A 20,718-nucleotide genomic window follows, 5' to 3' on the forward strand; every position below is an offset into this window, starting at 1 on the left:
CGGCCGCGCCACGCCCGAGCAGTCCGCCGAGCCGGCGGTCCACAGTTTCGTCATAGACATCACCCCTAGGGTGTGAGTCATGTCTGTTACCTGGGGCCGCCGGCTCGTCGCATCTCTGTTGGCCGCTCTCACGGTTGCGGTGGGCGTCCATGTCGCCACGGTGTTCGCGTTCTTCTTCTCGAACCAGTTCACCTCGGCCATCATCGGCTCGGCCAACAGCTACTTCTCGATCGCGAGCCTCATCGGCTTCGTCATCATCTTCGCGCTCGCGCTCGCCGGCGGGCTGCGTGTCTGGTTCACGGCTGTTCCCGCGGGCCTCGTGGCCGGCATCGTCGCGGGCATCATCGGCCTCCTGATCCCCATTCTGCAGGGCGGCCAGGTGCTCGACGGCAGCGTCGTGGCCTACCTCTTCGGCACCCTGCTGGGCGTCAACACCGTCTTCATCCTGCTCTACATCGTGTTCGCGGCCACGCTCGGGCGCCTCGTCTACAACGCCGTGCTGCGGCGCGGGGCGTCGGCCCGGGCGAACGACCGGCGCATCGCGATCGTGCGCATGCCGGCATCCACGTATGACGACGGCGTGGTCACCCACCTCGAGCGCGTCCCGGTCGACAGCGACAAGGTCGACGAGCAGTGGGATGCCTACGTCAAGGCGTTCGAGGCCAACGGCTGGTCCACCTCCGAGCTGCCGTTCGCCGACGGCCTGCCCGACTCGGTGTTCGTCGAGGACGTCGTCGCGCTCTTCGGCGACCTGGCGGTCATCACGCGCCCCGCGCTCGAGTCCCGCGCGCCCGAGGTCGAGGGCATCGAGGCCAATCTGCGCGACTTCGGCCTGCGGGTGCAGCGCATCGAGGCGCCCGGAACACTCGAGGGTGGCGACATCCTCACCGTCGGCGACACCGTGTATGTCGGGCGCTCCGACCGCACCAACGCCGAGGGTGTGCGCCAGCTGCGCGGGCTGCTCGCCCCGCTGGGCTATGTCGTCGTCGCCGTTCCCGTCACGAAGGTGTTGCACCTGAAGACGGCCGTCACGGCTCTGCCCGACGGCACCGTCATCGGCTACGAACCGCTCGTCGACGACGTGCGCCTCTTCGACCGTTTCCGCGCCGTGCCCGAGCCCGAGGGGTCGGCCGTCGTCGTCCTCTCCGACGACACCGTGCTCCTGTCGGCCGCCGCGCCGCAGACGGCCGCGTTGATCGAGGACCTCGGATTCACGGTCGTGCGCGTCGACATCAGCGAATTCGAGAAGCGCGAGGGTTGCGTCACGTGCCTGTCGGTGCGCGTGCGCTGACCCGTTCACGGGCTGTTCACGAACCATTTGCGGGCGATTCTGGCGAATCGCTTGCCCCGGGCTCCGCTTTCCTCATATTCTGTAGGGCTGTCCACGGCTGCGTCAGGCCCCTCATCAGGGGCTCGGCAACGTCGCGGGCACTGACGACGAATACGAAACCAGGAGGAGCGTCATGACGATCACACGCATTCACGGAGCCGGCTTCAGCGCCGCGCACAATGCGGTCTCGGCGTTCCTCGTGGCTGAGCAGCCGCGCACGAAGCCCGCCACGGCCCGTGCGACCGCCCACAACCCGGTGACCGCCGACTAAACCCGGTCCGCTCACCGCCCGCACACCGGCCGCCGCTTCATCGGGGTCCGGTTCGTTCGGCGTCGCCGACCGCGCCCCCAGCGCCCCGCGCGCTCACCCATCCACATCCGTCGCCGCACGAGAACTATTGCGCCGGGCCCCGGGGTTACAGACTCACGGGGCGCCAGCATCCGTCTCGCCCGCGCCGACACGCCTCGCCGCCCGAGAGCGGCACCCGCACCACGCAAAGAAGAGTTGACAACGAATGTCTCGAAACGCGAACGACCAACGTCCGCCCTCACATAAATCCGACCTGAACACGGCGCAGGCGCTCTGGCGCATGTACCCCTACGTGAAGTCCGCCGTGCCCCGCATCGTGCTGGGAATGGTGGCCGCCCTCATCGCTGGGGTCGTGGCCCTCGGCATCCCGCTCATCCTGGAGCGCCTCGTCGACGGCCCGCTGTCGACCGGTGATTCGGCCCAGATCTGGCCCGCCGTGTTGCTCGTGCTGGCGCTCGGCGTGGTCGAGGCCGTCATGATCGCGCTGCGGCGCTGGTTCGTGCTCACGCCGGGCACGCACGTCGAGGCCAAGATGCGTAACGCGCTCTACGCCAAGCTGCAAGACCTGCCGGTTTCGTTCCACGACCGCTGGCAGTCGGGGCAGCTGCTGTCGCGTGCCGTGAGCGACCTCGGCCTCATCCGCCGCTGGTTGTCGTTCGGCATCGTGCTGCTCGTGGTCAACACCGTCACGATCCTCATCGGCGCCGCCGTGCTGTTCTACTGGAACTGGCTGCTGGGCCTCATCTTCCTGGTCATGGCCGTGCCGATCTGGATCTACGGGTTCGTCTTCGAGAAGAAGTACTCCGAGATCGCGCGCCGCAGCCAAGACCAGGCGGGCGATCTGGCCACGGCCGTCGAGGAGAGCGTGCACGGCATCCGTGTGTTGAAGGCCTTCGGCCGTGGGCGCTATGCGCTGAAGAACTTCGAGGCCCAGGCCGAAGACCTGCGGGGCACCGAGATCGCCAAGGCCAAGGCCATCGCGGGCATCTGGCTGTGGCTGCTGCTGCTTCCGGATGTCGCGTTCGCGCTGTGTCTGCTGGGTGGCATCTGGCTGGCTTCCACTGATCAGATCACCGTCGGACAGCTGTTCGCGTTCTTCGCCACGGCCACCGTGCTGCGCTTCCCGATCGAGTCCATCGGCTTCCTGCTGTCGATGACGTTCGACACGCGCACCGCCACCGACCGGTTCTTCGAGGTCATGGATTCGCCGAACGCGATCACCGACCCCGAGCATCCCCTCACCGTGGCCGAGCCGCGTGGCGAGCTGCGCTTCGACAACGTGCACTTCCGCTACCAGGACTCGCCCGAACGTTTCGGCGACCTCATCGACGGCGTCGACCTCACCATCACGCCCGGCGAGACCATGGCACTCGTCGGGTTGACCGGCTGTGGCAAGTCGACGCTCACGGCCCTGACGACGCGTCTCTACGACGTCACCGGGGGAGCCGTGCGCGTGGATGGCGTGGACGTGCGCGATCTGACCCGCGAAGAGTTGCGCACCCACATCGCCATGGCCTTCGAGGATGCGACGCTGTTCTCGGCGACCGTGCGCGAGAACGTGCTGCTCGGCCGGGCCGACCTCGACCCGCGTTCGCCCGAGGCCGATCGTGTCTTGGCCGAGGCGCTCGACATCGCGCAGGCGGCGTTCGTGCACAACCTGCCCGACGGCGTCGACACGACCGTGGGTGAGGAGGGTCTCAGCCTCTCGGGCGGCCAGCGTCAGCGTCTGGCCCTGGCCCGCGCGGTGGCGGCCTCGCCGTCGATCCTCGTGCTCGACGACCCCCTCTCGGCGTTGGATGTCGACACCGAGGCGCTCGTCGAGGCGGCGCTCCGCCGCGTTCTCTCGTCCACGACCGCGCTCATCGTGGCCCACCGTCCCTCGACCGTGACGCTCGCCGACCGCGTGGCGCTCATGCAGGAGGGACGCATCGTGGCCGTCGGCACACACTCCGAGCTGCTGGCCACCAACGAGCACTACCGTTTCGTCATTTCGAGCCTCGAGGACGAAGAGAAGCGCGAGGCGGCCGAGCGCCGTCGCGTGGGGGCGGCGGAGCCGAACGCAGACGCCGACGACACGCGCACCGAGGGTGACGCCGAGCGCGACATCCAGATCACCGAGGCGGTGCGGCAGGGGCTCGACGACACGCACCCCGATCGCGACCGCGACGACAGAAGCAATACCGGAATGGAGGTCAACCGATGAGCCAGACATCTGTCTCGGGCGTGACCGGCGAAGAGCGTGACGATTTCACGCGCGCCGAATCGAAGTCCATCCGGCGACGGTCGACGCGCCTGCTCGGCTCGCTGCTGTCGCCACTGAAAGCTCAAGTGGCTCTCACGATGGTGGTGGTCGCGATCTCGACCGCCGCTCAGGTGGCGGGTCCCGCGCTGATCGCTTTCGGCATCGACCGCGCGTTGCCCGCCGTGCTCGACCAAGACTGGATGCCCGCCATCCTCACGGTTGCCGCCTACCTCGTCACGGGCGTCATCGGCGCGCTGCTCATGGCGTGGTACACGGTGCTCGCGGCGCGCGTCAGCCAGGCCATCCTGATCGACCTGCGCAAACGCGTGTTCCTGCAGACGCAGAAGCTGAGCCTCGAGTTCCACGAGAGCTACACCTCCGGCCGCATCATCTCGCGCCAGACGAGCGACCTGGACTCCATCCGGGAGCTACTCGACTCGGGCATCAATCAACTCGTCTCGGGCATCCTCTATAGCCTGTTCACGGGTATCGCGCTGTTCCTGCTGGACTGGACGAGCGGTCTCGTGCTGCTCGGCGCGCTCGTGCCGCTGTTCATCCTCACGCGCTGGTTCCAGGTGCGCTCGCAGAAGCTGTTCCGGCAGTCGCGCGTGGCCTCGGCCAAGCTCATCGTGCAGTTCGTCGAGACCATGACGGGCATCCGCGCCGTGAAGGCCTTCCGCAAGGAGCGCCGCAACGAGAAGGAATTCGGCGGGCTCGTCGAGGACTATCGCGATGTGAACGCGCGCGTCATCCAGCTCTTCGGCGTGTTCGACCCGGGTCTCATCCTCATCGGCAACGTGACCGTCGCGGCCGTGTTGCTCGTGGGTGGGTTCCGCGTGGTCGACGGTCAGCTCGCGATCGGTGCGCTGCTCGCGGCCGTGCTCTATGCGCGGCGGTTCTTCGACCCCATGGAAGACATGGCGATGTTCTACAACTCCTACCAGTCGGCGTCGGCCGCGCTCGAGAAGATCTCGGGTGTGCTCGAGGAGAAGCCGACCGTGCCCGACCCCGAGAAACCCGTCGACCTCTGGTCGGCCCGGGGTCACGTGCGTTTCGAGGATGTGCGCTTCGCCTACAACGAAGACACGGTCGTGCTGCCCGACTTCACGCTCGACCTGCCGGCCGGTCAGACGATCGCGCTCGTGGGTTCGACGGGTGCGGGCAAGTCGACGCTCGCCAAGCTGATCTCGCGCTTCTACGACCCGTCGGCCGGGCGCGTGACCCTCGACGACGTCGACCTCCGGATGCTGCACCCCAAAGACCTGCGACGAGCCATCGTCATGGTCACGCAGGAGGCGTACCTCTTCTCGGGTTCGGTGGCCGACAACATCGCCATCGGCAAACCGGATGCCTCGCGCGAGGAGATCGAGCGCGCGGCCCGGGCGGTCGGCGCCGACGAGTTCATCCGCTCGCTGCCGAACGGCTACGACACCGACGTGAACAAGCGCGGCGGGCGCGTCTCGGCGGGGCAGCGTCAGCTGATCTCGTTCGCGCGCGCGTTCCTGGCCGACCCCCAGGTGCTGATCCTCGACGAGGCCACGGCGTCGCTCGACATCCCGTCGGAGCGGCTCGTGCAGGAGGCCCTGCAGACGTTGCTGGCCGACCGCACGGCCGTCATCATCGCGCACCGCCTCTCGACGGTCGCGATCGCCGACCGCGTGCTCGTCATGGAACACGGACGCATCGTCGAGGACGGCACGCCCGGTGATCTGATCGCCGGCACGGGCCGGTTCTCGCAGCTGCACGCCGCCTGGCGTGACTCGTTGGTCTAGCACCGGGTTCGTCCGAAAACGAGAGAAGCGGTTCGCCGACCATCGGGTTGGCGAACCGCTTCTGTGTGTGCGTGTGCGGCGAGAGTGAGGCGGCCGGATTAGTAACCGGGAGAGCGCGTGGTCTGGGCCTCGCCGCCACCGGACGTCAGGGATGCTCCCGCCGAGGTGTCGGTGCCGGTGAAGGCGTAGACCGTTCCGCCGTCGGCGAAGGCCGTCCAGCGGTCGCCGCAGAGGTAGGCGGTCTCGGGCAACGTCTGCGGCCACCACGAGTCCTCGAGCGCCGGCACAGGAACGGTGTTCGCGGGGCTGCACAGCTGGTCGAGGCTCTGGGCCGTCGTGAACATGAGGAGCGCTGCCGAACCATCGTGGCGATAGGTGAGGCGCACGCGCGCGGCATCGTCGGGCAGCCAGTCGGAGGAGAGGGTCTTCGCGGTCTCGGTCTTCTCGAACGTCGCGGCGGTCTCGTAGAGGCCGCGCCCGACGGGGTTGCCGAGGGTGGCGAAGGCGTCGAGGGTGCCGCAGCCCGTCAGGGCGACGACTGCGATGCCGGCGGTCGCGGTGGCGGCGGTCAGGCGACCGAGGCGGCGGGCGCGGGCGGCGCGGATGCGGGAGGGGTGGCGGTTGCTCGAAATGCTGCGGCTGCGATGGGGCATGGGTTTTTCCTCGGTCGACGGTAGAACCAGTCAATCGCGGGCGCCGCGCCCTGCCATCCGCCGCGCGTACCCGGCAGCTCGGACTTCAGGATGACCTGCTGCTCGGCCGCGGCAGGCGCCCTATCGGTCTTCGTGACCGACGAACCCTGAGCGCGCCACACGGAAACCCGGTTCGCGCGAGCTCTCGACGAGGGGTGTGCCCTCGGCCACGTAGTGTTCGTGCGCGCGAGCGTCGTGACCGGCGGGTGGGAAACCCGACGCCTGCACGACGCGCCACCACGCGACATCCGACCCGTGGAGAGCCATGATGCGGCCGACGCCCCGCGCCGAACGCGATCCCAGGGTGGCGGCCACCTGCCCGTAGCTCATGACCCGGCCGGCCGGGATGCCGTCGACGACGCTGAGCACGGCCTCGACGAACGCCTCGGGGTCGGAGGGGTTCTCGATCTCGGACATGGGCTCGCCGTTCGACAGGGATAGGGTCTCGACCGGCGACGATGCCGCGGGCTCGGGACGGACGGACTCATCGGGAGAGCTCACTCGTGTGAGGCGACTCGCGCGGAAGCCGACGTCGGCGGAGGTGACCCGAGCGGGAGCACCTCGACGCGGAGGGTTAGAGCGCGCGGCTTCCGATGACTTCGCCGTACTGCGTTTCGCCCGTCGGCTCGAAGCCGACGCGCAGGAAGAAGGCCTCGGGGCCGTCTTCGCCGGGCTCGTAGATGACGTTGACGTGGTCGAAACCGCGCTGCGTAGCCTCGGTGAGGAGCGCCTCGACCGCGAAGGTGCCGATGCCGCGGCCCTGGTCGTCGGCGTCGACGTTGATGCGCCACAGGATGCTGCGGAACTCGTCTTGGTGGGCGTGCTCGTCGAAGTTGCCCTGCACGAAACCGACGACCTCGTCGCCGTCGAGCACGACGCGCTGCCAGCTCGTGGCCGGGTCGAGCACGGCGGCCGCCACGGCGTAGGACACGGGAGCGACGAACTGCTCCTGCCCGGGCTTGAGCGTGAGGGCGTTGACCGCCACGATGGTCGACGCGGACAGCTCTTCCAGTCGCAATTCAGACATAGACCTAGGGTACCGGGCCATGCTCGCCCGCCGGTAGTGTGACGCCCAACGTTCATCCTCAGGGATGAGTCAACCGATGGATGCCCGCGCCAAACTCTCTCGACGTCGAGATACTTCTCGACGAGACGGTAAGCTGGCCGTGGCCATTTTCCCGGCCGAAAGCCAAGGAGTATGCATTGTCAAAGATCAAGGTTGAAGGCACGGTCGTCGAGCTCGACGGCGACGAGATGACACGGATCATCTGGCAGGCCATCAAAGACACCCTCATTCACCCCTACCTCGACATCAACCTCGAATACTACGACCTCGGTATCGAGAAGCGCGATGAGACGGACGACCAGATCACTGTCGATGCTGCGCACGCCATCCAGAAGCACGGTGTCGGCGTCAAGTGCGCCACGATCACGCCCGACGAGGCACGCGTCGAAGAGTTCGGCCTGAAGAAGATGTGGCGTTCGCCGAACGGCACCATCCGCAACATCCTGGGCGGCGTGATCTTCCGCGAGCCCATCATCATCTCGAACATCCCGCGCCTCGTGCCGGGCTGGAACAAGCCCATCATCGTCGGCCGCCACGCGTTCGGCGACCAGTACCGTGCCACCGACTTCCTGTTCGACGGCCCCGGCACGCTCACCATGACGTTCACCCCGAAGGACGGCTCCGAGCCGCAGCAGTTCGAGGTCTTCGAGGCTCCGTCGTCGGGTGTGGCCATGGGCATGTACAACCTCGACGCGTCGATCCGCGACTTCGCGCGCGCTTCGCTCAACTACGGCCTCAGCCGCAACTACCCGGTCTACCTGTCGACCAAGAACACCATCCTCAAGGCCTACGACGGTCGCTTCAAGGACATCTTCCAGGAGATCTTCGAGGCCGAGTTCAAGGAGCAGTTCGACGCCGCGGGCCTCACCTACGAGCACCGCCTCATCGACGACATGGTCGCCTCGGCCATGAAGTGGGAGGGCGGCTACGTCTGGGCCACCAAGAACTACGACGGCGACGTGCAGTCCGACACCGTGGCGCAGGGCTTCGGCTCGCTGGGTCTCATGACGAGCGTGCTCGCCACGCCCGACGGCAAGGTCGTCGAGGCCGAGGCGGCTCACGGCACGGTCACGCGCCACTACCGTCAGCACCAGCAGGGCAAGCCCACGTCGACCAACCCGATCGCGTCGATCTACGCGTGGACGCGCGGCCTGCAGCACCGCGGCAAGCTCGACGGCAACCAGGAGCTCATCGACTTCGCGTCGACGCTCGAGGACGTCGTCATCAAGACCGTCGAATCGGGCAAGATGACGAAGGACCTGGCGCTGCTCGTCAGCCCCGACCAGGCTTACCAGACGACTGAAGAGTTCCTCGCGACTCTGGCCGACAACCTGAAGGCGCGCATCGGCGAATAGTCGCCGGCGACACGAAAAGGGCCCCGATCCTCGGATCGGGGCCCTTTTCGTCGTCAGTCCCGGTGCGCTCGCCGGGTTTCGAGGATTAGTTGCAGAGCGTTGCCAGGTCGGAGAACGTGGTCTGCACGTCGGTGGCGCTCTCGGACAGCGCGGTGGGGTCGGCCGCTGTGGGGTCGTCGGCGTACTTGCCGAACTCGTCGGCCATGGACGTGATGGCCTTGTTCGCCTTGTCGGCGGCGGGCTTGACCTCGTCGTTGGTGACCTTGCCGGTGCTCTCGGAGAACGACTTCGCGAGCTTGTCGATGGCGTCGGAGGCGGCCGAGGGGTCGGACGACAGGTTGCTGACGCTGGACGTCAACTCATCCTGCAGCGACTCGACGCTCTTGTTGAGCTCGTTGCACGCGTCGGCCTTGCTCTGTCCGCCGGCGCAACCGGTGAGGAGGAGGCCGGCGACGGCGAACGATCCGATGATGGAAATGGTCTTGGTGCGTGCTCGTAACACGGGCCCCTCGATTCTGTGTTGTGGACGAGTTGACCTTATCAGGGGGCGGTTACGGGCCTGCGTCAGGCATACATGCTCTGCAGGGGACGCGTGGATCGCGCGGCGGCTCGATACGCGAGAGGGGCAACGACCCGCGTGGAGTCGTTCCCGCGACGGGGCATGTCGGGCATGGGCGTCGCCTCGGGCTGCGTGTCGAGGCTGACACAGGCGGTCTCGGGTTTCGGCGATGGAGCGGCGGCGGGCTCCGGCGACGACGCGGGCTCCCGCATGGACGCGCACAACTGGACGAGATCATGCACCGCGTCGACCCGTGACTCGCGCTCGGTCTCGCCACGCTCGCCAGACTCGAGTTCGATGTCCCACCCACGCACCGTGCGGCGCACGCGGCCGAGGAACAGCTCGCCAGACCCGGCGCCCACGCGACGCTGTTTGGCGGGGACGCGCTCGGGGAAGAGGAACACCTTGCCCGAGGTGGTGGACAGGGTGGCGAAACGGCGCGGGCGCTCGTGAACGATGAGTGTGACGGGCAGTTTCATGTCGACAAGGCGATCGGGGCGCCCGAGGGCCGTGATGCGAAACCCCTCGGAGGCTGCAATGGTCGCGAGCGCGTCGAGACGGTCGTCGATCAAGTCGTGGATGATGCGGTTGCCGATGTTGCGCACGGTCCAGCTCAGGTCGCATTCGTAGACGATGTAGCCCACGCGGTGTTGATACCAGCCGCGACCCGTGCGCCGCTCGGAGGCCGGCACCTCGGCGGGGAAGATGTACACCACCCCGGTGTCGGTGGCGACGAGGTCGCCGCGCTCGGGAGAGCCGTCGGAGCGAAGACGTTCGACTCGAATCATCGTTGTGCCTTTCAGTGAGCGGGGTGTCGGCTCTCGATCGATGTGATGTGTGTCAGTTCGACCGGTCGAAATCTTCGACGGAGCCGTGCCTCATAATGGTAGGCAGGACGAGAGCATATATAGCCTCTGATCTGGGTATTTGAGTAGCACGGTTCGAACTTTGAGTAGTCGAAGGGGTGATCCGTGCAGAGCGGCGCTGTCAGTGAGTAGTTCCTGGTCTCGCCTGAGTGTCGAGATGGTCGTGCGTGAGTAGTGGGTCGACGGGTCACTGAAAGTTTCCGGCCGGCAATGGCGTATCGATATATTGGAGTGTTGAGTCAAGGGGTATGCGTGGGGAAGGCGAGTGAGATGAGTGTCAGGCGCCGCGAGTTGGCTGCCGTGCTCTCGCACGTGCGGGAGGGCGTCTCGGTCGAGGTGCGCGGCGCGTGGGGGAGCGGGCGCAGTGCCCTGCTGCGGGGAGCGGAGCGGGCCGTGCGGCAGGAGGGGTTCGACACGCTCTCGGTGTCGGGCGAGTTCGCCCTTCGCACGCACGCCCTCGAAGCTCTCGACGTGGCAGGGGTCAGGCCGAGCCTCGGGGTCGAAAGCCCCATTTCGGCTCGAATCGACGCGTTGGCGGGGCGGGTGTTGGCGCGGCCCACCCTCATCCTGGTCGATGACGCGGCCGCCGTCGACGCCGAGAGCTGGGGTGTCATCTCCGTGGTGCAACGACTCACCGATGTGCCCGTCCTCTACGCTCTCGACGCTCATGCCCCCGAGGGTTCGGGGGCCGTGCACGTGCTCGAGCGTCGGGTCGTCCGTGTGGTCCTTCCGCCCCTGCGCTACGAAGAAGTGCGCGCCCTGCTCGAAGACGTCCTCGGCGGTGGGGTCGACGCGCACACGGCCGGGCGGGTGTTCTCGAAGTCGGGCGGGCTCCCGCGGTTGGTCGTCGCGGTGGCCCGAGCGGGGCGGCAGCACGGCATTCTCAGCGAGAGTGCCGGCACCTGGCATGCCGGGGATGATCTCTGGCATCCCGCGCTCGCACCCCATCTGACCGAGATTCTCTACCCGCTCACCGCACCGCTCCGCGAGGGGCTCGAGGTCCTCGCCGTGGCCGGCATCGTCACGATCGAACGATGCACGCGTTTGATCGGGTCGACCGTCCTCGAAGAGCTGGAGGCCCGCGGCCTCGTCACCGTCTTCCAGAACGGGGCGAGGGTGATGGTCGCCGTCAATCCGCCCCTGATCGCCGAGTACTACCGCCACCAACCCATCAGCGCGCGACGCGTGCGCCTCGCCGAGCGCGTCGCGATCGATCAGGGAGGCGCCGAGGCGTGGGAGGGGGCTGCCGCTACGGCTACGGCTACGGCTACGGCGCAGGGGCGTCGATCATCAGCCCCGTCGATCCCGTCGAGCCCGTTGAGCCCGTCAATCATGTCGGCCACGCTGGGCTCGAGGCCGGCATCCCTCGAGTGGGAAGCCGTGCGCAATCCCGCGGTCGCGCGGCTCGTGACCGAACATCGGCGCTCCGAGGTGTCCCGAGCGCTCGAGGCGTGGCGCGATCATCCTGGTGTGATGACGGCTGTCACCGCCGTCGACGCTCTCGCGCATGACGCCGGCCCCGATGCCGATCGTCGTGCGCAAGAGATCCTCGATGCCACCGTCTATGCCGAGGATGAACCGGGTGCGAGCCTGGCGTTGCTCGGCCAGCGCGCGAATCGAGCCATCGTCGCTGAGGCGGCGGCGAGATCCCGAGCACTGGTGCAGGCGGGGTCGCACGAGCGGGCGGACACGCCCCCACGGAAAGACGGATGGGAGGCGCAGCCCGAGCTCCCGGTCGGGTTGTCGCACGTGATCGATCATGCTCGCGCACATCTGCCCGGTCTGAGCTGCGCCGTCGAGGCCGTCGGTCTCGAGGCAGAGATACGGGCGCAGGGATTCTCGCCCGAGAGCGAGCAGCGTCTGCAGGCAGTGATCGACGGAGTCGCGGCCGAGAATGCCGCTCTCACCGGGCGCGGGCCGGCAGCCGATGAAGCATCGATCGCGCTCGCCGATGTGTTTCAGGCGAAGGGATGGTTCATCCGCGCCGTGGCGCTTCTCGACGCGACCGGTCGGACGGCCCACGAGAACCTGTACTGGCGCAGACGGCGTCAGCGCGTGACCGCCCTCGCCCTGTTCGGGGCGGGGCGCATCGACGAGGCCTTGAGTCGGTCCACGGAGTGGCGGGACGAGGCACTCGCCGCTCTCGATGCGGAAGCGCTGCGCGATCAGTCATACGTCTGCGCGCTGGCCCTCGTGCACACCGGTCGCAACACCGAAGCAGACGACGCCATCGGCGCCGCTCTCGCGCTGGGCGAGCCGACACTCTCGTCACGCGAGATCTATGGAGGAATCCTTGTTCTCGGGGCGATCGTCGCGGCGCGTCGCGGAGAGATCGACGTAGCCGACAGCCTCGCCGCGCAGGCCCGCCGATGGTTGCCGCAGGTATCGTCGCTTCCGCTCGCGGCGGTGCCCTTTGCCGAGGCCCACATCGCCCACGCCCGGGGCGACGAACAGGCCGCCCGCCGACTGTTGACCGACGCCCACACGGAATTCGCTCGCCGCGGGTTCGCCGTGCAGGCCGCGATCACCGAGGTGATGGCTCTCGAGAGCATGCCCGACATCGTGTCGCTTCCCCCCTTTGCCGCGCTCGAGGGCAACCTCTTCGAGCCACTGCTCGATTACTTACGAGGCGTCGAGGGCGCAGAAGCGGACTGGATCGAAAGTGCCGGCGACCGGTTGCGCGCCGCCAACCAGGTCGTGCATGCCGCGGGCGCCTACCTCCGCGCCGCCGACGCCTACCGAAGGGACGGCCGGCCCGACGACGCCGACCGGGCCGAGCGGCTCGCCCAGTCACTCGGTGGCACCCTCGACGCAGAGGTGATGGCGCACGTGCAGGCCCAAGCATCACGCCCGACACTCACGCAGCGCGAGCGCGAAATCACCGCCCTCGCCGCGGGAGGCACCCCGAACCAGACCATCGCCACCCGACTGAGCGTGTCCGTGCGCACCGTCGAAAATCACGTCAACCGTGCGTTCCGCAAGCTCGGCATCAGCCGCCGGGACGAACTCGAAGCCGTGCGAAGCCTCTGGGCGGAGCACCCGCACGGGTGACCACATTTCGCGTTTGTTAACCGCCCTCACAAAATGTAACGGTCTGGTAAACAGGCGGGATATCTCGAACGAATTACTTGCCATGGATTAGTTCGTAAGCTTTACTAACAAACATGACTGCATCGGAAGTGCAGCGCGGCTCTTCCACCCTGGACGCCGCGCACCCGAATACCGCCCAGACCACGGCTTATCTGCCCGGTCGGCGGCTCCGGCCGAGCGCCAAAGTGCTCCCCGAACACGCCCGCAACCACAACCGGGCCCTCGTTCTGCAGACCCTCTACGGGGCCGGCGCGATGAGTCGGGCGGACGTCTCGCGCGAAACGGGTCTCACCCGCGTCACCGTCTCGGACCTCGTCGCCGAACTCATCGCCGACGGCCTCGTCGTGGAGCGCGGGCAGCGCGAAGGGGTGCGCCCGGGTAAACCCGCCATGCTGATCGACATCGATCGCGAAGCGCACCAGATCATCGGGCTCGACCTGTCCGACTACTCCGACTTTCACGGGGCCGTCATGAACCTCGACGGGGAGATCCTCGAACGCATCGACGTGGCGCTCGAGGGTGCGACCGGCGAACCCGCGGTCGCGAAAGTGCTCGCCCTGACCGAACGCCTGCTGCAGGCATCCACCCGGCCCGTGCTCGGCATCGGCATCGCGTCGCCGGGCGTCGTCGACCTCGCGGGCATCGTGCACAGCGCACCGAACCTCGGCTGGCACGACCTCGAGTTGCAGCGGCGGGTGGCCGACGCATCCGGGTGCCCCGTCATCGTCTCGAACGACGCCAACGCGGCGGTGCTCGCCGAACACGGATTCGGGCACGCCGAGAGCGACCTCATGCTCGTGCGCATCGGCCACGGTGTCGGCGCGGGACTGCTGCTCGGCGGCATCGCCATCTACGGCAGTCGATTCGCGGCCGGTGAGATCGGTCACGTCACGGTCGGCACCGACGGTGGTCCGCTGTGCGCCTGCGGAAAGACGGCCTGCCTCGAAGCGTGGGTGGCCATTCCGCGCCTCGAAGCCGAGATCCAGGCCATCCGCGCCGACGCGACCGACGACGACACGGCCGCCCTGCGCATCGACCAGCTGCTGCGCGACGCCGGCGAACGCCTCGGCATCGCGCTCGCCCCCGTGGTCGGAGCACTCGATCTGTCGCAGATCGTGCTCTCGGGGCCCGAAGAACTTCTCGACGGAGCGTTGGCCCAGGCCACCGTCGAGACCCTCCGAAACCGGACGATGGCCGAATTCCACGGCGATCTGACGCTTCGGCTCACCACCCTCGGACAGGACATCGTCCTGCGCGGGGCGGCCGTCATGGTTCTCTCGGGCCAGCTCGGCGTTTCATAGCTCTCAACCCCACTCATTCAGCCCTAGAAAAACTGAAAAGCCCTAGAAAGGAACATTCAGATGAGGAAACTCAGCCTCGCGGCACTCGGAACGGTTGCCGTGATCGCCCTCGCCGGTTGTGCCGGCTCCGGCGGTGGATCGACATCGGACAGCTCGGCGGAGGTCCGCGTCTGGCTCGTCGGAACCGACACCCCCGACGCCGCGCGCGATTACCTGAAGAAGACATTCGAGAAGGAGAACCCCGGTTCGACGCTCGTCATCGAGGAACAGCAGTGGACGGGCCTCGTCGACAAGTACACGACGGCCCTCAGCGGATCCGATGCCCCCGACGTCGTGGAGATCGGAAACACGCAGGCCGCCGCCTTCACCTCGGCCGGTGCGTTCACCGACCTGACCGACAAGTTCGACGACCTCGGCGGCGACGACCTGCTGCCCGGCTTCGTCGAGGCCGGCACGTACGACAAGAAGTTCTTCGCCGCCCCCTACTACTCGGGCGCCCGCGTGGTGTTCTACACGCCCCAGATCGCATCGGCCGGCGTGCCGACGACGCTCGACGAGTACGTGGCCAACGGCGAGGCGATGCACAGCGCCGACTCGACCGTCTCGGGCATCTACGCTCCCGGCCGCGACTGGTACAACGTGCTTCCCTACGTGTGGGAGAACGGCGGCTTCGTCGCCGAGCAGGACGGCGACACCTGGAAAGCCGGCTTCTCCTCCGCGGGCGGCATCAAGGGCCTGACCCAGATGCAGACCGTCTATGAGAAGGCCAGCGCCGCTCCGAAGGACGGCGACGAGACCAACGCGCAGGTCCCGTTCTGCGAGGGCAAGGTCGGCTACCTGTCGGCGCCCAGCTGGTTCGCGGGCTCGCTCGCGACGGCCGCCGACGACCCGACCGCACCCGGTTGCCCCGACACGTTCGGCAAGGACGCCACGGCGTTCGCCCTGCCCGGCATGACCGAGGGCAAGGCCGCGGCCGCCTTCGCCGGTGGCTCGAACATCGCCATCCCCACGAAGGCCAAGCACCAGGATCTGGCCTACGACGCGCTCAAGATCCTCGTGTCGCCGGAGTACCAGAAGATCATGGCCGAGAACGGGCTCATCCCGGGACTCGTGTCCGCCGCATCCGCTCTGCCCGACGACGCGGTGACCAAGGCCGCCGCTGAGGCCGCCGCCGCCTCGAAGCTCACCCCCGCCGCGCCCAAGTGGGCCGACGTGGAGGCCTCGAACGTGCTGCAGGACTCGTTCGTGAAGATCGCCCAGGGCGGCGACGTCGATCAGATCGCCAAGGAACTCGACGCCAAGATCGAAGAGATCCTCAACTCCTAAGCGAGCAGGGGGTGGGCGGATGCCTCTGCCCACCCCCTCGCACCGCGCACCGATTTCGCACCACTCGCTCGGGAGTAACCCATGACAACCTCGCTCGTCACCGCGCCACCCGCCCCCGACGCCGATCCAGGAGCCGGCAACCGCGCTCCGAAACGTCGCCGCGCCGAACCATCCGATCTGCCCGCCGGCTCGAAGCGCCGGCGCTTTCCCACGGCCCCCTGGCTGCTGCTCGCCCCGTCGATCATCATCCTGGGCATCATGGTGGGCTACCCGCTCGTGCGCCTCGCCATCAACTCGTTCCAGAAGTACGGCAAGGCTCAGATCTTCGGCGCCCCGCCCGAGTGGATCGGCCTCGACAACTACATGTCGACGCTCGGCGACGCCGAGTTCTGGGCCGTGGCCGGCCGCAGCTTCGGGCTCGCGGCGGTTCTCGTCGTGCTCACGATGGGCATCGGCATCCTGCTCGCCGTCATGATGACGAAGCTCAACAAGTTCTTCCGCCTGCTCATGTCGGTGGGGCTGCTGCTCGCCTGGGCCATGCCGCCGCTCAGCGCCACCATCGTGTGGGGCTGGATCGTCGACACGAAATACGGCCTGCTCAACTACGTGCTCAACTGGCTCACCCAATCGGATGCCTTCACCGGGCATTCGTGGCTGATCGACCCGATGTCGTTCTTCGCCGTGCTGACCGTCATCATCACGTGGCAGTCCATCCCGTTCGTTGCCTTCGTGGTCTACGCCGGCCTGACGCAGGTGCCCGAAGAGGTGCTCGAGGCCGCGCAGCTCGACGGAGCCGGTGGCCCGAAGCGCTTCTTCCTCATCGTGATGCCCTATCTCAAGAGCATCCTGCTGGTCACCACGATTCTGCAGGTGATCTGGGATCTGCGCGTCTTCACCCAGGTGTATGCCCTGCAGGGCATGGGCGGCATCTCGTCGCAGACCGACGTCTTCGGCACCTACATCTATCACCTCGGCAACAGCAACCTCGGGGTGGCCGGCGCCGTCTCGTTCATCATGGTCGCCATGATGCTGCTGATCTCGATCTACTACGTGCGCAAGACCGTGAAAGAGGAAGAAGTATGAGCCTGAACTCGTCGATCACGGGCGACGCCGAACCGATCGAAGACGCCGTCCCCGCCGTGAGCACCAGCACCCGCACGGTGCCGCACAAGCCCATCAACCGCAGCAACAACGGCTACCGCGCCCGAGCTCGCCTCACCAAGACGGTGCTGTCGATCACGGCCGTCATCGTGTTCGTCTGCTCGGTCTTCCCCGTCTATTGGATGGTGTCGACGAGCCTCAAACCGAACCGCGACATCGTCTCGCCGACCCCGAGCTTCTTCCCGGGTGAGCCCACCATCCGGGCCTACCTCACGGTGTTGTTCGAACCGGCCCGCCCCGACCGCGGCAACTTTCCGACATCATTCATGGTGTCGATCGCCGTCACACTGCTGACCCTCGCCATCTGCCTGGTCTTCGCGTTCCTCGGCGCGCTCGCGGTCTCGCGATTCCGCTTCAAGGGCCGCCGCCAATTCGTCATCGCGATCCTCATCGTGCAGATGATCCCCGGCGAGGCCATGATGTTCACCATCTTCGGCATGATCGACAGCTGGCAGGCGCTCAACACCATCATCGGCCTGACGATCGTCTACCTCTCGGGTGTGCTGCCATTCACCATCTGGACCCTGCGCGGTTTCGTCGCGGGCGTTCCGGCCGACCTCGAAGAGGCCGCCATGATCGACGGATGCAGCCGCAGCCAGGCCTTCTGGCGCATCACCTTCCCGCTGCTCGCGCCGGGGCTGGTCTCGACCGGCATCTTCGCGTTCATCCAGGCCTGGAACGAATTCACCATGGCCAACATCATCATGCAGCGACCGGATGCCTTCACCCTGCCGATCTGGCTGCGCACGTTCCAGCAGGCCACGCAGGCCACCGACTGGGCCGCGATCATGGCCGGGTCGACGCTGCTTGCCATCCCGGTGATGATCTTCTTCCTGATCGTGCAGGGGCGCATGACGGGTGGCCTCGTGTCGGGGGCGGTGAAGGGATGAGCGGCGTCGTCACCTCGGGGATCGGCGTCGCGTCGAACCCCTCTGCGTCGAGTCCTTCTCCGTCGAGTCCTTCTCCGTCGAGTCCTTCTCCGTCGGCAGCCGAGCTGTCGCGGCAGATCCTCTCGACCCTCATGCCGGGTTTCGTGGGCACCACCGCGCCCGCCTGGGTCGAGGCGCGGCTCGAGCAGGGGCTCGGGGCGGTCTGCCTGTTCGGGCCGAACGTGGCCTCGCGGGCGCAGCTGGCCGAGCTCACGGCATCCCTCGCGCGCGCCAACTCGCAGGTCGTCATCGCGATCGACGAGGAGGGCGGCGACGTCACGCGGGTGCACCACCTCGAGGGTTCGCCCTACCCCGGCAACGCCATTCTCGGGCGGTTGGATGACCTGGACTACACCTTCGCGGTCGCGCACCGCGTGGGGGAGGAGCTCGCCGAAACGGGATGCACCCTCACCTTCGCGCCGGATGTCGACGTCAACTCCAACCCGCTCAACCCCGTCATCGGCGTGCGCAGCTTCGGCGCCGACGAGGCTCTCGTGGCCCGGCATTCGGCCGCCTGGACCCGCGGCGTGCAGGCGGCCGGCGTCGCGGCCTGCGCCAAACATTTCCCGGGCCACGGCGACACGTCCTCCGACTCGCACCTCGCGCTCCCCGTGATCGACGTGGATGCCGCGACACTGCGCTCGCGCGAATTGGAGCCGTTCCGTGCGGCCGTCGAGGCGGGCACGCTCACCGTCATGACCTCGCACATCCTCGTGCCAGCCATCGACGAGGCGAACCAGGCGACATTTTCCGCGCCGATTCTCGAGGGAATCTTGCGCGGCGAACTCGGATTCACGGGCGTCATCGTGTCCGACGCGCTCGACATGGTGGGTTCGTCGGGCGAGATCGGCATCCCCGAGGCGGCCGTGCGTGCGCTGGGGGCCGGCTGCGACCTGCTGTGCATCGGCACCGACAACTCGGATGCCGAGATCGGCGAGATCCTCGAGCACGTGTTGCGTGCGGTGGAAGAGGGCCGGCTGTCGGCTGAGCGGGTGGCCGAGGCATCCACTCGCGTGGCCTGGCTGGCCGAGCGGACCGCTGAGGCTCGGGTTTCCGCGGCGGAGGCTTCGGATTCGGCGGGTTCCGGCGGTGGGAGGTCTGACGCGGCGGCGCTGACCGTGTCCTCGCCGGAGACCGCGCGCGATTCCTCCCGAGCGGAGCTGGGCACGTCGGGGGAGCGGGCCCGCGTGCGCTCGGTCTTCGACGTCAACGATCGGGCCGACGGCGTGCTCGCCCGCACGCGGCGGGGGGAACCGTTGACGGTCGTCACGGTCGAGAGCGTCGCCAACATCGCCGTGGGAGCATCGCCCTGGGGGCCCTTCGCGGCCGCCGACGCCGCCATCGCAGGCTCCGCAGGCTTCGCAGGCTCCGAACGCGCGCAGCGGCTGCAGCGATTCTCCGACGTACCCTCCGCGACCATTCCCGAGCAGGGCTCCTTCGACGCGAGCGGAATCGACGCGGGCCCGGTGCTCGTCGTCGGCAAAGACATCCATCGTCGCGCCGCCGCGGTGGCCGCCATCGACGCGCTGCGCGCCGAGCGCGGGGACGACGTCGTGGTCATCGACATGGGCTGGCCCGACCCGACCCTGAGCTACGCCGACGTCGCCACCTGGGGTGCCTCGCGCCTCGCCGGCGACGCGCTGCTCGACCTGATCGTGGGGGAGCAGACATGAGAATCGGCCTCGATATCGGCGGCACCAAAACCGACGCGGTCGTCATCGACGAAGCGGGCACGGTGATCGAACGCCGGCGCTTCGCCACCGGCCGCGGCCCCGAGCAGGTCGTCGCCACGGCCGTGCGGGGGGTCACCGAGCTGGCGGCCCTGGCGGGCATGGCGCCGCACGAGGTGGCGTCGATCGGTGTCGGCATCCCGGGTCAGGTCGACCGGCTGGCCGGCCGCGTGCAGCACGCCGTGAACCTCGATGTGGAAGAACTCGAACTCGGGCGCGAACTCTCGGCCATCGTCGGTGCGCCCGTCAGCGTCGAGAACGATGTGAAGGCCGCAGCCCTCGGCGCCTTCCACCTGCTGAGCCGCGATAGCGTGCCCCGCGGCATCGCCACGCGCGACGACGACTCGGCGCAGTCCATGGCCTACCTCAACCTGGGCACGGGACTCGCCGCCGGCATCGTCATTGGGGGCCGGCTCTGGCGGGGCTCCCGCGGCACGGCGGGCGAGATCGGGCACATCGTGGTCGATCCCGCGGGTGTGCTCTGCAAATGCGGTCAGCGTGGATGCCTCGAAACCGTCGCCTCGGGGTCGGCGATCGCCCGGCAATGGCCCACGTCGCATCCGATCCCGCCGCTCGACCTCTTCGATCGCGCCGACCAGGGCAGTGCCGACGCCCGCCGGGTGCGTCACAGCGTGGCGCAGGGTGTGGCCAACGCCGTGCGCGTGCTCGTGCTCACGGTCGACGTCGAGGATGTCGTGGTCGGGGGTGGCCTGACGGCGCTCGGCGATCGACTGCGCGACGACGTGGTCGAGGTGTTCGCCGGATGGGGGGAGCGCTCGCCGTTCCTCGCCTCGCTCGAGCTGGCCTCCCGCATGCGCTTCATCCCCGATGCGTTCCCCGCGGCGGCGGTCGGGGCGGCCCTCGTCGGAATGCCGGATGCGAGCATTCCCGACGCAAGCATCCCGGACGAGAGCGTGGCGACGGTCGCCTAGCGACATCACGCCGGCCGCCCCGCCCGCCTACCCCGCCCCACCCGTCTTCACCGCCCC

The 20,718-nt window shown here is 67.9% G+C and carries 17 protein-coding genes; 12 read left to right on the plus strand and 5 right to left on the minus strand.

Annotated elements, in window-relative coordinates:
* The first annotated feature begins 79 nt into the window (after positions 1–79).
* The 4 genes from ddaH (at position 80) to ACUWEX_RS04255 (ending at position 5,654) form a co-directional block, all read left to right on the plus strand.
* Positions 80–1,291 (plus strand): dimethylargininase, encoded by a 1,212-nt coding sequence (gene ddaH, locus ACUWEX_RS04240; protein ID WP_445997221.1) that lies wholly within the window; start codon positions 80–82, stop codon positions 1,289–1,291.
* A gap of 172 nt (positions 1,292–1,463) precedes the next feature.
* Positions 1,464–1,601, plus strand: a complete 138-nt coding sequence (locus ACUWEX_RS04245; RefSeq protein WP_445997222.1) for a hypothetical protein — start codon at positions 1,464–1,466, stop codon at positions 1,599–1,601.
* 244 nt (positions 1,602–1,845) lie between these two features.
* A complete protein-coding gene (locus ACUWEX_RS04250; RefSeq protein WP_445997223.1) occupies positions 1,846–3,843 on the plus strand; it encodes an ABC transporter ATP-binding protein in 1,998 nt (665 codons plus the stop codon).
* Positions 3,840–5,654, plus strand: a complete 1,815-nt coding sequence (locus ACUWEX_RS04255; protein ID WP_445997224.1) for an ABC transporter ATP-binding protein — start codon at positions 3,840–3,842, stop codon at positions 5,652–5,654. The genes ACUWEX_RS04250 and ACUWEX_RS04255 overlap by 4 nt, the downstream gene beginning before the upstream one ends.
* A 98-nt stretch (positions 5,655–5,752) precedes the next feature.
* Here the strand turns inward: ACUWEX_RS04255 and ACUWEX_RS04260 are convergent, their stop codons facing one another.
* The 3 genes from ACUWEX_RS04260 to ACUWEX_RS04270 form a co-directional block, all read right to left on the minus strand.
* Complete coding sequence (locus tag ACUWEX_RS04260; RefSeq protein WP_079726993.1) at positions 5,753–6,307, minus strand: hypothetical protein; 555 nt, start codon at positions 6,305–6,307, stop codon at positions 5,753–5,755.
* 120 nt (positions 6,308–6,427) lie between these two features.
* Positions 6,428–6,847: an MGMT family protein gene (locus tag ACUWEX_RS04265; protein ID WP_234990961.1), complete on the minus strand. Its 420-nt coding sequence runs from the start codon at positions 6,845–6,847 to the stop codon at positions 6,428–6,430.
* A 73-nt stretch (positions 6,848–6,920) separates the two neighbouring features.
* Complete coding sequence (locus tag ACUWEX_RS04270) at positions 6,921–7,373, minus strand: GNAT family N-acetyltransferase (protein WP_079726995.1); 453 nt, start codon at positions 7,371–7,373, stop codon at positions 6,921–6,923.
* Positions 7,374–7,549: 176 nt separating this feature from the next.
* Here ACUWEX_RS04270 and ACUWEX_RS04275 point away from each other — a divergent pair, with 176 nt between their 5' ends.
* Positions 7,550–8,767: an NADP-dependent isocitrate dehydrogenase gene (locus ACUWEX_RS04275; protein ID WP_077053780.1), complete on the plus strand. Its 1,218-nt coding sequence runs from the start codon at positions 7,550–7,552 to the stop codon at positions 8,765–8,767.
* Between the two features lie 85 nt (positions 8,768–8,852).
* On the opposite strand, the gene ACUWEX_RS04280 is transcribed toward ACUWEX_RS04275, so the two are convergent.
* Positions 8,853–9,269, minus strand: a complete 417-nt coding sequence (locus tag ACUWEX_RS04280) for a hypothetical protein (RefSeq protein WP_079726996.1) — start codon at positions 9,267–9,269, stop codon at positions 8,853–8,855.
* A gap of 62 nt (positions 9,270–9,331) precedes the next feature.
* Entirely contained in the window at positions 9,332–10,114 is a 783-nt protein-coding gene (locus ACUWEX_RS04285; RefSeq protein ID WP_445997225.1) for a hypothetical protein, read from the minus strand.
* Positions 10,115–10,462: 348 nt separating this feature from the next.
* Here ACUWEX_RS04285 and ACUWEX_RS04290 point away from each other — a divergent pair, with 348 nt between their 5' ends.
* The 7 genes from ACUWEX_RS04290 (at position 10,463) to ACUWEX_RS04320 (ending at position 20,661) form a co-directional block, all read left to right on the plus strand.
* Positions 10,463–13,243, plus strand: coding sequence for a helix-turn-helix transcriptional regulator (locus tag ACUWEX_RS04290; protein ID WP_445997226.1), 2,781 nt, complete (start codon positions 10,463–10,465; stop codon positions 13,241–13,243).
* 113 nt (positions 13,244–13,356) lie between these two features.
* Positions 13,357–14,583, plus strand: a complete 1,227-nt coding sequence (locus tag ACUWEX_RS04295) for an ROK family transcriptional regulator (RefSeq protein ID WP_079726999.1) — start codon at positions 13,357–13,359, stop codon at positions 14,581–14,583.
* Between the two features lie 60 nt (positions 14,584–14,643).
* Positions 14,644–15,909 carry an extracellular solute-binding protein gene (locus ACUWEX_RS04300; RefSeq protein ID WP_079727000.1) on the plus strand — a complete coding sequence of 422 codons (1,266 nt, stop codon included), beginning with the start codon at positions 14,644–14,646 and terminating at the stop codon, positions 15,907–15,909.
* Positions 15,910–15,990: 81 nt separating this feature from the next.
* On the plus strand, positions 15,991–16,992 hold the full coding sequence (locus ACUWEX_RS04305) for a carbohydrate ABC transporter permease (protein WP_445997227.1): 1,002 nt from the start codon (positions 15,991–15,993) through the stop codon (positions 16,990–16,992).
* Positions 16,989–17,960, plus strand: a complete 972-nt coding sequence (locus ACUWEX_RS04310) for a carbohydrate ABC transporter permease (protein ID WP_079727002.1) — start codon at positions 16,989–16,991, stop codon at positions 17,958–17,960. Before ACUWEX_RS04305 ends, ACUWEX_RS04310 begins: the two co-directional genes overlap by 4 nt.
* Complete coding sequence (locus tag ACUWEX_RS04315) at positions 17,957–19,672, plus strand: glycoside hydrolase family 3 protein (protein ID WP_445997228.1); 1,716 nt, start codon at positions 17,957–17,959, stop codon at positions 19,670–19,672. Before ACUWEX_RS04310 ends, ACUWEX_RS04315 begins: the two co-directional genes overlap by 4 nt.
* Complete coding sequence (locus ACUWEX_RS04320; RefSeq protein WP_445997229.1) at positions 19,669–20,661, plus strand: ROK family protein; 993 nt, start codon at positions 19,669–19,671, stop codon at positions 20,659–20,661. Before ACUWEX_RS04315 ends, ACUWEX_RS04320 begins: the two co-directional genes overlap by 4 nt.
* Positions 20,662–20,718: the final 57 nt, after the last annotated feature.

Source organism: Okibacterium fritillariae, assembly GCF_052783725.1.